Consider the following 13,107-nt stretch of genomic DNA (forward strand, 5'->3'; position numbering starts at 1 on the left):
CACACTCTCTGGTTAGATGGTGTTGTGGCTGCACTTCTTTGGCTTGTCGGGGCACTTGTGCTCGCCGGCGCGGAAGCACTGGCAGGAGATTTCTTTCTGCTGATGCTCGCCGGTGGGGCGCTCGCTACTGCCGGTGTCAGTTCGGTCACCGATTTTCCCGTGTGGGTCGACGCCATCATGTTCGGCGTGTTTTCGGGAGTGCTCATTCTTGGTGTTCGGCCTTTCCTGTTGCGGCGCTTCGGTACTCCGCCGCCAACTCGGATGGGAATCCAAGCACTCGAAGGTAAACGTGCCGTCGTTCTCGAAGAGGTCGGCGAGCATGCGGGTCAGGTCAAGCTGGATGGTCAGGTGTGGACGGCTCGTCCGCTGGACAGCGCTGACGTGTACCCAGCGGGGACAACGGTGACGGTGATGGAAATCAACGGGGCAACAGCAGTTGTCTGGAGGGGACCGTAAAACATGGCAGCACTGATAGTTCTTGGCGTCTTGATACTTTTTGTGATCGTGGTCGTTGCGAAGTCGGTAGCGCTGGTGCCGCAAGCAGAAGCCGCGGTCATCGAGCGACTCGGCCGATACTCGAAGACCGTGTCGGGTCAGCTCACATTTCTGATCCCGTTCGCGGATCGGGTGCGAGCGAAGGTCGACCTGCGTGAACGCGTGGTGTCGTTTCCGCCGCAGCCGGTGATCACTCAGGACAACCTGACGTTGTCCATCGATACCGTGGTGTATTTCCAGGTCACCAATCCGCAGGCAGCGGTCTACGAAATCAGCAACTACATTGCCGCCGTCGAACAGTTGACCACGACGACACTGCGTAACGTCGTCGGAGGTATGACGCTGGAAGAAACTCTCACCTCGCGTGATTCCATCAACGGTCAGTTGCGTGGCGTGCTCGACGAAGCAACCGGCCGCTGGGGCCTGCGGGTCGCACGCGTGGAACTCAAGAGTATCGATCCGCCGCCGTCGATTCAGGAGTCGATGGAGAAGCAGATGAAGGCTGACCGCGAGAAGCGCGCCATGATTCTCACGGCCGAGGGACACCGCGAAGCGGCGATCAAGACGGCCGAGGGTGCGAAGCAAAGTCAGATCCTGTCGGCCGAAGGCAACAAGCAGGCATCGGTTCTCAACGCCGAGGGTGAGCGTCAATCGCAGATCCTTCGCGCACAAGGTGATCGGGCCGCAAAGTACCTGCAGGCGCAAGGTGAAGCCAAGGCCATCGAGAAGGTTTTTGCCGCCATCAAGTCAGGAAAGCCGACACCGGAACTTCTTGCGTACCAATATCTTCAGACGTTGCCTCAGATGGCGCAGGGTGATGCGAACAAAGTCTGGCTTGTACCAAGCGATTTCGGTGACGCACTCAAGGGCTTCGCAAAAACACTGGGCGCTCCAGGCGACGACGGCGTGTTCCGATACGAACCGCCCACTGCCGAAGAAAACCTGCCCAGCCCTGAGGACGATTCCGACGAGGTAGCGGAATGGTTCGAGACAAAGTCCGACCCGGCCATCGCCGAAGCCGTCCGCGCGGCTGAAATTGCGGCCAGGACTCCGGTAGAGGATCCGGCGGCAGCGGTTCGTTCACAGCGAGAGAGCGCCCCGCAGCCGCCGCAGGGGTTCACCGATCCGGCACTGCCGCCGCCAGGTGAAAGCCAATGGTCCGGACAGTTCCAGCAGCAGGCGGAACCGGGAGACTTCCAGCAGAAGTACCCCTACCAGGACCAACCGCCGGAGGGCGGACCGCGACACTAGCCGCGGACCGGTATCGAGAAATCTTGTCGGACGAAAAGCGCTGATCACGGAACTACGTGATCAGCGCTTTTCCGATTCCGCACACGGCAATCGCCCACAGGACGCTGGCGAAAGTTCCGATGATGAACTGCTCCGAAGCACGGGGTTCGCGCAGTTCGGGATACCGGGCCAACCCCTTGACCGCTAGAACGATCGCGATTCCCTCCGGCCAACCGGCCAAGATCGAGACTGCCACGGCGATGCGCTCGAGGATTCCGATGACGCGGCCGCCGCGCAACGGACCCGCATTGGGTGCTGGGCTGCCGTCGGGTTGGCGCCGTGCGACTTTGAACGTCGCAAGTACCACCGGAGCGCCCGCGGTGGCAGCGGCCAGGACACACAGGACGAGTGTTGCGCCCAGTGCAAAACCCGTCACCGGCATGGTTCGGCTCGCGGCCAATGCCGCAACGCCGAGGGCTGGTAGAGCTACGGTGGCGGACACCCATTCGGGGATCTGGACATGGCCGCCGCTGAGTTTCGGCAACGCCGCCGCAATGAGCGGCGCGGCAGCTGCAACTGCAAGTGCGATCAGTGCCAGAACAACCATGTAGTGCGCCCCTGTCAGTGTGTGGTGCGAGCAGTGTAGGTCTGTGCTCGGACAAGTAGCCGCTGCGCGAGCCGCCGGCCGGCGAGTTCAGCTTGCCAGCCGGCGGTGATCAGGCGTTTCGACATGGCCTGCTTGGTGATTCCGAGTTGTTGAGCCGCGGCGACTTGGCTGAGGCCGTTGTCCGTCAACGCGATGGCCTCGCGTCCGTCGGCAGTTTGGCGAAGGACGATTGTTCCCAGCATGGTCAAGGCGCCGTCGATGTCCGCGGCGAGTTCGGCCAGGTCGCCGTCGGCAGGGGCCTGCTCGACGGCGATACGCGCGGGGGCCTTCTTGGCGCGTTCGACGGCGAGGCGCGCCGCCTCGAATGCCGGACCGCGCCCGGCGCGGGTCTGGGCGGGGAGCGGTTCTTCGACGGGGCCGATTCCGATTCCGATACTCCAGTGTTCGCGACGAAGTAGTTCGAGGACGAGATTCACCAGGAGTTGGGGATCGTCGGTGACTGCTTGAATCTCGTCGCCTGCTGTCCTTTCGAACTGTCGGACAAGGGGAGCGGACGCGAGGTCGCGAAGGACGCTGTCGACACGGTCGACGTCGCGGCGACTACTGCGTTGGTCGACCGTCAGCACGAACATGAGTCAACATTAAGAGGTTGACTTCCATATGTCAATCCTTAGGAGTTGACTTTTGAATATCAACCTTGACAGGTTGACTAGCGGGTGTTTCGTGCAGTTCCACCGACGTCTTGCGGGCGTCGAACAGCAATCCGCCGATGCCGATGGCGATGCACATTCCTGACAGCACAAGCAGGCGCGGGTCGGCTTCGCCGGACAGAGCGTCGCCGAGAACAACGATTCCGATCGTGCCGGGCAGAATCCCCACCACTGTGGCGATCACATACGGCACCAAGCGGATCGACGAAATGCCGCAGCAGTAGTTCACCACCGAGAACGGAACGAACGCGATCAAGCGCAGGGACCCCACGGCCAGCCATCCACGCTTCTCGATCCGCTCGTCCACCCGCCTGATCGTCGGACTCGATATCCGTTGCCACACCACTTCTCGGCCGATGGCGCGGACAAGATAGAGAGCCAGTACGGCACTGACTGTGGTTGCCGCGATCGTGAGCGCAATGCCCGTCGCCGATCCGAACAGCACACCGGCGCTGAGGGTGAAGACCGTCCGAGGGAACGGCGCGACGGTGACCAGCGAATGAACGAGAAAGAACACAAGAGGGAACATCGGTCCGATGGAATCCGCCCACTCCCGGACCTGAGATACCGACGGGTGTGGCGCCAGGAGGGCGGCTCCGAAGAGTGCGAGCACAAGCAGGACTATCGCGATCGATCTTCGGTCCAGCAGGCGCCCCATCACAGGGCACAAGGTTACCGGTGCGGGTGAGGAAACCCGACGTATAAGGCCCGGCCGTCCGGAAACCGGGTGCCCCTACCAGCAAGATGTGATGAAAACCACTACCCTTCGGGTGGGGATGACGTGGAAGGTTCCGTCGGTGGAAACCAACTCGCCGGTAACTCGTAAACACGCTGAACAATCGATAGGTAAGGATTCGGGGCCAGGGGCCCGTCCGCGCTGTACCAGCCGGTAGGGCGGTTGTCGGGCGGCCGTATCAGACCCGTCCTCCGCGAACGTGACGTGATCCTCACGATAAGCACGTTCGGAGGCGGGTTAGCATCACAGCCATAACGAGCAATTCGATGAACAGATCCGATAATCGGTATAACGCTTACGCACAACGAGAGGCAGCGGACACAGTGTCAATAGCTTCAGAAGCCGAGGCTGTCGAGCAGGCATATGCGGAGTGGCAACGCTCCGTCGCCGGAGTGCTCGCCAAGTCCCGCAGAGTCGATGCGGCAGAACTGGGCCCCGAGCCGCAGAAACTGCTCGAAACCGTTACATACGACGGCGTCACTGTCGCACCGCTGTACAGCCCCCGCGACGAACGCCCCGAGCAGACGCTGCCCGGCAGCTTCCCGTACGTCCGCGGCGTCGACGCCCATCGTGACGTCAATGCAGGCTGGTTGGTTTCGGCTCAATTCGGAACCGGTTCCGCTGCAGACACCAACCGGACCATCCTCGACGCGCTCGAGAACGGTGTCAGTGCGATCTGGCTCAAGGCCGGACTCGGCGGAGTGTCCGTCGACGAACTGACCGCAGCGCTCGAGGGTGTGCTTCTCGACCTCGCTCCGCTCACGCTGGACGCCGGAGCCGAGGCAAGCGCCGCCACCCGCGCGATCCTGGCACTTCTCGATGCCCGCGCCGAGTCCGGCGACGGCGTCAGCGATCGCGCCGGCATCCGCGTCAACCTCGGGGCCGCGCCGCTGACAAGTTCGTTCTCCGGCGCAGTCGACGTCGATCTGACGGAAGCTGTCGAACTGGCCGTTGCCGCTGACGCTCGCACCGAAACAGTGCGGGCAATCACCGTCGACGGCACGGCATTCCACAATGCAGGCGCCGGTGACGCCGAGGAGCTCGGAGCAGCAGTCGCAGCTGGTCTCGAATACCTCCGCGCCCTCACCGCAGACGGCAACTTGACCATCGGTGCTGCGTTGTCGCAGTTGGCTTTCCGCTACTCGGCCACCGACGATCAGTTCCAGACCATCGCGAAGTTCCGCGCCGCACGTCTCGTGTGGGCCCGCATCGCGCAGGTATGCGGGGCATCCGACTTCGGTGGAGCACCGCAGCACGCTGTCACCTCCGCCGCGATGATGGCTCAGCGTGATCCCTGGGTGAACATGCTGCGCACCACCCTCGCCGCGTTCGGCGCCGGTGTCGGCGGAGCAGACGCCGTCACCGTTCTCCCGTTCGACGTCGCCCTCGCCGACGGCACCCTCGGTGTCAGCAAGTCGTTCTCCTCACGCATCGCCCGCAACACGCAGCTGCTTCTCCTCGAGGAGTCGCACCTGGGCCGCGTGCTCGATCCGTCGGCAGGCTCCTGGTACGTCGAGGACCTGACGCAGCAGATCGCCGCAACCGCGTGGGAGTTCTTCCAGGAAATCGAAGCTGCCGGTGGATATCTCGCCGCGCTCGAGGCGGGAATCGTCTCCGATCGCATCGCCACCACCAAGGCCAAGCGTGACTCCGACATCGCACACCGCAAGACCACGGTCACCGGTGTCAACGAGTTCCCGAACCTCGGCGAAACGCCGCTGTCCGCCGCAGCCGTCGAGCCCGGCCAGGCCGTTGCCCGCTACGCAGCTGCGTTCGAAGCACTTCGTGACCGCTCGGACGCGTTCCTCGCCGCCGGCGGCGCCCGCCCCACCGCGCTTCTCGCGCCGCTGGGCTCGGTTGCAGAACACAACGTGCGCACCACGTTTGCATCCAACCTGCTCGCTTCGGGTGGTATCGACGCAGTCAACCCCGGCCCACTCGAGGTGGGCGCAGAAGCCATCTCCGCAGCGGTCAAGGCTTCCGGCGCCACCGTCGCCGTGCTGTGTGGCACCGACAAGCGCTACGGCGAGAGCGCAGCAGCAGCCGTCGCCGAGCTTCGCGCCGCCGGTATCACCAAGGTGCTGCTGGCCGGACCGGAAAAGGCCGTCGGCGATGCCGCGGGCGATTCTCGTCCGGACGGATTCCTCACAGCCCGCATCGACGCAGTGTCGGCTCTGACCGAACTGCTCGACTTCATCGAGACGGGAAGCTCCAAGTGACGACACGAGAGGTCAAGCACGTGATCGGCAGTTTCGCCGAGGTCCCACTCGAGGACCCGCAGTCTCCGGCACCCACACCGCCGTCGGTCGAGCAGGCCCAGGCGCTCATCGAAGAGGGTGCCAACGCCAACAACTATGCCGCTGAGCAGGTTGTCTGGTCCACTCCGGAAGGCATCGACGTCAAGCCGGTGTTCACCGGCGCAGACCGCACGGCCGCAGCCGAGTCGGGTTACCCGCTCGACAGCTTCCCGGGCGCAGCCCCGTTCCTGCGTGGTCCGTACCCGACCATGTACGTGAACCAGCCGTGGACCATTCGTCAGTACGCCGGCTTCTCCACCGCCGCCGAGTCGAATGCGTTCTACCGTCGTAACCTCGCGGCCGGCCAGAAGGGCCTGTCGGTCGCCTTCGACCTCGCTACGCACCGCGGCTACGACTCCGACCACCCGCGCGTTGCCGGTGACGTCGGAATGGCCGGTGTCGCAATCGATTCCATCCTCGACATGCGTCAGCTCTTCGACGGAATCGACCTCTCGCAGGTGTCGGTCTCGATGACGATGAACGGCGCTGTGCTGCCGATCCTCGCGCTGTACGTCGCTGCGGCCGGCGAGCAGGGTGTCACCCCGGACAAGCTGGCCGGAACGATCCAGAACGACATCCTCAAAGAGTTCATGGTTCGTAACACCTACATCTATCCGCCCAAGCCTTCGATGCGGATCATTTCGGACATCTTCGCGTACTCCAGCGCGGAAATGCCGAAGTACAACTCCATCTCCATCTCGGGTTACCACATCCAGGAAGCCGGCGCGACCGCCGATCTGGAACTGGCGTACACCCTCGCGGACGGCGTCGAGTACATCCGCGCCGGCCTCGACGCCGGTATGGACATCGACAAGTTCGCACCGCGTCTGTCCTTCTTCTGGGCGATCGGCATGAACTTCTTCATGGAGGTCGCCAAGCTGCGGGCGGGGCGTTTGCTGTGGGCCGAGCTGGTTGCCAAATTCGATCCCAAGAGCGCGAAGTCGCTCTCGCTGCGTACCCACTCGCAGACCTCCGGCTGGTCGCTGACCGCGCAGGACGTCTTCAACAACGTCCCGCGTACCTGCGTCGAAGCCATGGCTGCCACCCAGGGGCACACCCAGTCCCTGCACACCAACGCACTCGACGAAGCGATCGCACTGCCGACCGACTTCTCCGCCCGCATCGCCCGCAATACCCAGCTGCTGCTGCAGCAGGAGTCCGGCACCGTGCGTCCCATCGACCCGTGGGGTGGCTCCTACTACGTCGAATGGCTCACCAACGAACTCGCCAACCGGGCTCGTAAGCACATCGAAGAGGTCGAAGAAGCCGGCGGAATGGCTCAAGCCATCAACGAGGGCATCCCGAAGCTTCGCATCGAGGAAGCTGCGGCTCGCACGCAGGCACGTATCGACTCCGGTCGTCAGCCCTTGGTCGGCGTCAACAAGTACGTTCCCGACGAGGTCGACACCATCGAGGTTCTCAAGGTCGAGAACTCCAAGGTGCGCAAGGAACAGCTCGAGAAGCTGGTTCGCCTTCGCGCAGAACGTGATCCGGTAGCCGTCGAGGCTGCACTCGCCGACCTCACGCGCGCAGCGGCATCCACCGAAGGCGGCATGGAGAACAACCTCCTCGCGCTCGCTGTCGTCGCAGCTCGCGCGATGGCTACCGTCGGCGAGATTTCCGACGCCCTCGAAAAGGTGTACGGACGCCACCAGGCCGAGATCCGCACCATCAGTGGTGTGTACCGCGACGAGGCAGGATCGGTGAGCAACATCAGCAAAGCAATGGAACTGGTCGAGAAGTTCGCCGAGAACGAGGGACGTCGTCCCCGCATCCTCGTTGCGAAGATGGGCCAGGACGGCCACGACCGTGGCCAGAAGGTCATTTCCACGGCCTTCGCGGACATCGGATTCGACGTTGACGTGGGACCGCTGTTCCAGACCCCCGAAGAGGTCGCCAACCAGGCGGCCGACAACGACGTCCACGTAGTCGGTGTGTCGTCGTTGGCAGCCGGACACCTCACCTTGGTGCCGGCATTGCGGGAAGCTCTGGCTGCGGCCGGTCGACCCGACATCATGATCGTCGTCGGCGGCGTCATCCCGCCCGGTGACTTCGACGAGCTCTACGAAGCCGGCGCCGCTGCCATCTTCCCGCCCGGCACCGTCATCGCCGACGCTGCCAGCGGATTGTTGGAGAAGCTGGCCGTTCAATTGGGCCACGATCAGAGCTGAGAAGGGATTCACTGAAGATGGCACGTCCGTCTCTCGACATGCCGACGCCGACGGCTAGGCCATCTGTTGATTCCCTCGCCGAGGCGGTGCGCAACAATCAGCGCGCCGGCCTCGCTCGGGCGATCACCCTCGTCGAGTCCACTCGCGACGATCACCGGGCGCTCGCGCAGCAACTTCTGCTGAAGTTGCTGCCCGAGGCCGGGGGAGCACACCGAATCGGCATCACCGGCGTTCCCGGCGTCGGCAAGTCGACGTTCATCGACGCGCTCGGAATGTACTTGCTGGGCAAGGGACATCGGGTTGCGGTGTTGGCGGTCGATCCGTCGTCCACCCGCACGGGCGGTTCGATTCTCGGTGACAAGACGCGCATGGCTCGGCTCACCGTAGAGCCGAACGCCTACATTCGTCCGTCACCGACGTCCGGCACCCTCGGTGGTGTAGCCAAGGCGACCCGCGAAACGATCGTGCTTCTCGAAGCGGCCGGTTTCGACGTCATCCTCGTGGAGACTGTCGGTGTCGGGCAGTCCGAGGTCACCGTCGCGAACATGGTGGACTGCTTCACCTTCTTGACCCTCGCTCGTACGGGCGATCAGTTGCAGGGGATCAAGAAGGGCGTACTCGAACTCGCGGATCTCGTCGCGGTCAACAAGGCCGACGGCAAGCACGAGCGCGAAGCGAAGGGCGCTGCCCGCGAACTGGCCGGAGCACTTCGTCTGATCTACCCGCACGACGCCATTTGGAAGCCGCCTGTCATCACGATGAGCGGCCTCGAGGGAGTAGGTCTGGACGAGTTCTGGGGAACTGTCACCAAGCACCGCGAGGTGCTCACCGAGGCCGGGCAGTTCGAGGAGAAGCGTCGACAGCAACAGGTCGACTGGACCTGGACGATGGTGAACGACCAACTGCTTCGCCGACTTTCGAGCAACGATCGTGTTCGGGAGATCCGCACCGATGTCGAGCAGAGCGTACGCGAGGGTTCGTTGACGGCCGCGTTGGCCGCTCAGCGGATTCTGGACGCATTCGACGGAAGCGACAAGTAGCACTACAGGGTTCAGAAAAGGCACGGTCGTTGCATCTCATCGATATCGAGGAGATACAACGACCGTGCCTTTTCAGTTTCGACCCTCAGATCAACTGCAGTGCATGTGCTTGTGCTATCGCCTCGTCGCGAGTGTGTGCTCCGAGTTTCTTGTACAGGGAACGCAATTGAGACTTGATCGTGTTGGTGGAGAGATGAAGTTCCCTCGACATCGACACTGAGGTCATTCCGAGGGCAAGCAGTGCGAGGACCCGTTGTTCCCCACCCGTCAGGGTGACAATGTGCACGGATTTCGGAAATGATTCCGGAGTAACGACTTTCATGAACTCCGCGAGTGCACTGGACCGCGTGGATGCGGCTGCCTCCAGCGCGGCGATGTCTTCCGCGGCGATGGTCGCGAAAGGGCGCAGTAATCCGGTCTGGTCTGCGACAGCGCAGGCCTTGGACCACGCATTGATTGCATGACGCTGCTCACCGAGTTCCGAATGCGCAACTGCCTGAACCAGAAGGGATTCCATCTGTGCGCGCGGATAAGGCTCGCCGTCCCACTGGTACTGATGGCACAGGGTGATTGCGGACTTGTTCTGGCCCATACGTTGTCGGACGCGTGCGACCGACACCAGGGTCCACGGGTTGCTTTCAGGATCGATGATGCTCTCTGCCAGTACTGCTGCCTTGTTTCCTTCGCGGAGGGCCAGGAGTAGATCGATCTCGGTGGAGCGCATCAACGGCCCCGCCATGGACGTCGGATTGCACTGGCTGGGGTGGGCGGAGACTGTTCGACGTAGCAGGGACAACGCCGAGAACGCGTCGGTGTTGCTGAGGGCGAATTGGCTCCGCGCGTAGACGGTGAACGCCCAGAATTCGTCCGCATAAAGTGCGTCGTTCTCGGCAGGGAGTCCGAGTTCGGTCAGCGCCCGTTCGGCACCCGCGAAATCGAGCGAATCGAGCGATGTCAGGGCACATGCCGTCAATCCCGCAACCTTGACCTGGGACTGCATCGTGATCTCGATGTTCCGATGTTGCTCCTCGAGGTCCGACCATTTCCGTGCCCGGTGTAGTTCGCCGACCATCGCCCAGTTCAACGCCGCGGTACCGGCGGCGCTTCGCGCGATGTAACCGATTTTCTGTGAACTCGCACCCCAGTAAGCCATTCGAGCCAGGCTTGTCGACTCGACAAGCCGGCCGTTCAGCTGGAAAGTGATCGCCCATTGCGCTCGCATGGTGGAAAGCTGGGCGCTGATGTCGTGCCGATCGGATTCCTCGATGATGCGGCTCAGCTCGATCAGGCGCACAGTGACGTCGACTGCGCGTTTGTATTCTCCGGCATGGATGAGCATCAATGCCTGAATGCAACCAATGGTCAGAGCTGACACAGCCTCGGCGCTCGCTCCGAGTTCACGTAGTCCCTCGGTCGATTCAGGTAGTGAGAACCCGAAAGTCACCTGCTCGTCGGGATGTTGCAGGTACAGGTTTCGGGCGGCCCGGAAACTCGAGTGCTTGGCGGTGGACTCGGGCGGAATCTGTTGGAAGGCAGAGCGCACCAACTCGAGATTGTCCGCGATCATTGTTGCCCAGTGCTTGTCGAGAATGTCGACTGCCAGTGGCCAGTCCTGTGCCTCGAGTGCATAGTCGAGTGCCGATGCGTGTTCTCCGGCATCGAGTTGTGCGCGCGACAGTGAGGACAAGCGGCCAGCCGGGTGACTTCCCCCGGCGGGATGGGACGCCAGGATGGATTGGCGGATCGCCGGTGCCAATCTCCAGGTTTCCACGACCTCGGTGTCGACATACGAGAGAATCCCGGCCGCTTCGAGTGCAATGAGTCGATCCCGAACCTGCTGAGGGGATTCGTCGGATTCCAGCAAGTATGTGACCGTATCAACGGTGAGTTCACGGGCCGGCGCCGTAGCGACGAGGAGATCGTATTGTCCAACCACGTGCGCCTCGGCCGCGATACATTCCTGGGTGTAGTGCTGGATTACTCGTCGCAGGTTATGCCCGAGAAGATGTTCGCGTCGACCGTCCGTCGGAAGGTTTTTGAGAACCGATATCGAGCGGCGTACCAGGCCTGGCAATCCGCCGGTCATCGAGTGAATAGTTTCGATGTCGCCGGGAACAATATATGCACCGGATCCTTCGAGCACGCTGGTCGCGTCCTTCATGGTGTACAGAAGGTCGTGTGCGCTGATTGATTCCTGATCGATATCGAGTAAATGTGGTTCGGGAAACATCGTGCGACCCGTCAACGTCACGACGAGATTGACATTCTGGCAATATTTGACGAGGTCGGCGAGGCTTTCGTCCAACCTGCCGTCCACCTTGTCCGGCCTGATCAATACGAGAATGACCGAGCGCGAATTGTCGCGGAGTATGCGAACTATCGCAGTGAATGGATCTTGCGCCGGATCGATCACAGTATTCGGAAATACTCTTTCGGCACTGAGGAACTGTTGCAGCACGTGTGCCCAGTATTCACGGGACGTCATGACGGGAGCGGGCTCCGGGACCACGACGGAAATGTGCTCGGATGTGTGAATGGTGCGTAACCACGAGGCGACGAGGGTTGATTTCCCGTAGCCGATCGGCGCGCGGATAATGGTCAGGGCAGCATGGTTGTCGAGTTTCGTGAATTGCGTACGGTGTGAAATGGACTCGGGGTAGGCACGCCGGTCGGGAATAGACGACCAATTGTGGCGGTCCTTACCGATCACCAGAGCGGACTCCTTCTACCGGCAGCACTCGCGCCATGCGAACGGTTTGTCGTTTACTACCGTTTGTACTGAAGGATCTTAACCGGTCCTGGAATTTTCGCCCTCGACTTCACTCGCCGAGCCCAATTCCTGACTTATCGCTTCTCGGGTGCGACGGTCGGCTCGGTGATTTCTTTCTCGACGGCCAGTTCGATACCGGCGAATTCGCCTTGCGCTTCGGCGGCGGTGAGCCTGGATCGCTGCCACGCATAAACCAGCAGCGCGGCCCAGGCTCCCACGATTGCCACATATCCGAGCACGGTGACAGCGCCGGTGATGTCGAATGACTTGAACAGTTTCTGGGTGTTGGTCAGCACGATCACACCGCCGACAGCGGTGCCGAGCAAGGTGGCGGGTACGCGGCTGACCAGCCAGGCAGCGGCTGGAGCCGCGATGATTCCGCCCAGGGCCAGACCAGCGACAACCAGTAGATTTCCGGCTGATTCGCGGCCCAGCCCGACGAGGAAGCCCAACGACGCTGCTGATGCGACCAAGAACTCAGACGCACTGACCGACCCGATCACCGTGCGCGGAGCAGTTTTGCCGCGCGAGAGCAGCGTACTGGTCGTGATAGGACCCCAACCGCCGCCGCCGGAGGCGTCGATGAATCCTCCGAACAGGCCAAGGGGTGAGAGGAACCGTGCGGTGTGCGGTGTGCTGCGGGCATGCGCGGTGGCCGGGGGTCGGACTGAGAAGCGTAGTGCTACATACACACCGATCGCGACAAGGATGGTCGCTGTGATCGGGACCGCTGCCTCGGTGGACAGGCCGGACAGCACTGTAGCGCCGACGAATGCACCGACCGCACCGGGAACGCCGAGTTTTGCGACCAACTTCCAGTCGATGTTCTGGAACTTCCAGTGCGACAGACCCGACGCCAAGGTGGTTCCGACCTCGGCGAGGTGCACGGCGGCACTGGCCTGCGCGGGCCCGAGCCCGCCGATCATCAGCAGCGTGGTTGCGGTGACACCGAACGCCATTCCGAGCGCGCCGTCGACAAGTTGAGCGCCGACACCGACAAGTGTGAACAACAGCAGGTTGAACATGAGAAGACAGACTCCGAGCGAAGAAG

At 62.4% G+C, this 13,107-nt stretch carries 10 protein-coding genes; 5 read left to right on the top strand and 5 right to left on the bottom strand.

What is annotated here, in order from left to right:
• The first annotated feature begins 24 nt into the window (after positions 1 to 24).
• Together ACFRFQ_RS08850 and ACFRFQ_RS08855 are read left to right on the top strand one after the other, a co-directional pair.
• Complete coding sequence (locus ACFRFQ_RS08850; protein WP_138868560.1) at positions 25 to 456, top strand: NfeD family protein; 432 nt, start codon at positions 25 to 27, stop codon at positions 454 to 456.
• Between the two features lie 3 nt (positions 457 to 459).
• The gene (locus tag ACFRFQ_RS08855) at positions 460 to 1,746 is read left to right on the top strand and encodes an SPFH domain-containing protein (RefSeq protein ID WP_378655776.1); all 1,287 of its coding nucleotides are present in this window, start codon (positions 460 to 462) and stop codon (positions 1,744 to 1,746) included.
• A gap of 52 nt (positions 1,747 to 1,798) precedes the next feature.
• On the opposite strand, the gene ACFRFQ_RS08860 is transcribed toward ACFRFQ_RS08855, so the two are convergent.
• The 3 genes from ACFRFQ_RS08860 to ACFRFQ_RS08870 are packed head-to-tail and all read right to left on the bottom strand — an operon-like array spanning position 1,799 to position 3,700.
• Positions 1,799 to 2,332 (bottom strand): hypothetical protein, encoded by a 534-nt coding sequence (locus tag ACFRFQ_RS08860; RefSeq protein ID WP_378655779.1) that lies wholly within the window; start codon positions 2,330 to 2,332, stop codon positions 1,799 to 1,801.
• Between the two features lie 14 nt (positions 2,333 to 2,346).
• Positions 2,347 to 2,964: a hypothetical protein gene (locus ACFRFQ_RS08865; protein ID WP_378655782.1), complete on the bottom strand. Its 618-nt coding sequence runs from the start codon at positions 2,962 to 2,964 to the stop codon at positions 2,347 to 2,349.
• Positions 2,965 to 2,995: 31 nt separating this feature from the next.
• Positions 2,996 to 3,700: a TVP38/TMEM64 family protein gene (locus ACFRFQ_RS08870; RefSeq protein WP_378656309.1), complete on the bottom strand. Its 705-nt coding sequence runs from the start codon at positions 3,698 to 3,700 to the stop codon at positions 2,996 to 2,998.
• A gap of 401 nt (positions 3,701 to 4,101) precedes the next feature.
• Between ACFRFQ_RS08870 and mutA the strand changes: the two genes are divergently transcribed.
• From mutA to meaB, 3 genes are read left to right on the top strand one after another with little or no spacing between them, the layout of a single operon-like run.
• Positions 4,102 to 5,997, top strand: coding sequence for a methylmalonyl-CoA mutase small subunit (mutA, locus tag ACFRFQ_RS08875; protein ID WP_378655785.1), 1,896 nt, complete (start codon positions 4,102 to 4,104; stop codon positions 5,995 to 5,997).
• Complete coding sequence (gene scpA / locus ACFRFQ_RS08880) at positions 5,994 to 8,246, top strand: methylmalonyl-CoA mutase (RefSeq protein ID WP_378655788.1); 2,253 nt, start codon at positions 5,994 to 5,996, stop codon at positions 8,244 to 8,246. The genes mutA and scpA overlap by 4 nt, the downstream gene beginning before the upstream one ends.
• A gap of 17 nt (positions 8,247 to 8,263) precedes the next feature.
• On the top strand, positions 8,264 to 9,286 hold the full coding sequence (gene meaB, locus ACFRFQ_RS08885) for a methylmalonyl Co-A mutase-associated GTPase MeaB (RefSeq protein WP_378655790.1): 1,023 nt from the start codon (positions 8,264 to 8,266) through the stop codon (positions 9,284 to 9,286).
• A gap of 85 nt (positions 9,287 to 9,371) precedes the next feature.
• Here meaB and ACFRFQ_RS08890 read toward each other — a convergent pair whose 3' ends face one another.
• Positions 9,372 to 11,996: a LuxR C-terminal-related transcriptional regulator gene (locus tag ACFRFQ_RS08890; protein WP_378655793.1), complete on the bottom strand. Its 2,625-nt coding sequence runs from the start codon at positions 11,994 to 11,996 to the stop codon at positions 9,372 to 9,374.
• 134 nt (positions 11,997 to 12,130) lie between these two features.
• Positions 12,131 to 13,081: a sulfite exporter TauE/SafE family protein gene (locus tag ACFRFQ_RS08895; RefSeq protein ID WP_378655796.1), complete on the bottom strand. Its 951-nt coding sequence runs from the start codon at positions 13,079 to 13,081 to the stop codon at positions 12,131 to 12,133.
• Positions 13,082 to 13,107 lie beyond the last annotated feature (26 nt).

It is taken from the genome of Rhodococcus sp. NPDC056743 (assembly GCF_042790355.1).
Classification (GTDB): domain Bacteria; phylum Actinomycetota; class Actinomycetes; order Mycobacteriales; family Mycobacteriaceae; genus Rhodococcus_F.

Coding starts and splice junctions, on each gene's coding strand:
- ACFRFQ_RS08855 (WP_378655776.1), top strand. CDS start 460: ATGGCAGCACTGATAGTTCTTGGCGTCTTGATACTTTTTGTGATCGTG.
- ACFRFQ_RS08860 (WP_378655779.1), bottom strand. CDS start 2,332: ATGGTTGTTCTGGCACTGATCGCACTTGCAGTTGCAGCTGCCGCGCCG.
- ACFRFQ_RS08865 (WP_378655782.1), bottom strand. CDS start 2,964: ATGTTCGTGCTGACGGTCGACCAACGCAGTAGTCGCCGCGACGTCGAC.
- ACFRFQ_RS08870 (WP_378656309.1), bottom strand. CDS start 3,700: ATGGGGCGCCTGCTGGACCGAAGATCGATCGCGATAGTCCTGCTTGTG.
- meaB (WP_378655790.1), top strand. CDS start 8,264: ATGGCACGTCCGTCTCTCGACATGCCGACGCCGACGGCTAGGCCATCT.
- ACFRFQ_RS08895 (WP_378655796.1), bottom strand. CDS start 13,081: ATGTTCAACCTGCTGTTGTTCACACTTGTCGGTGTCGGCGCTCAACTT.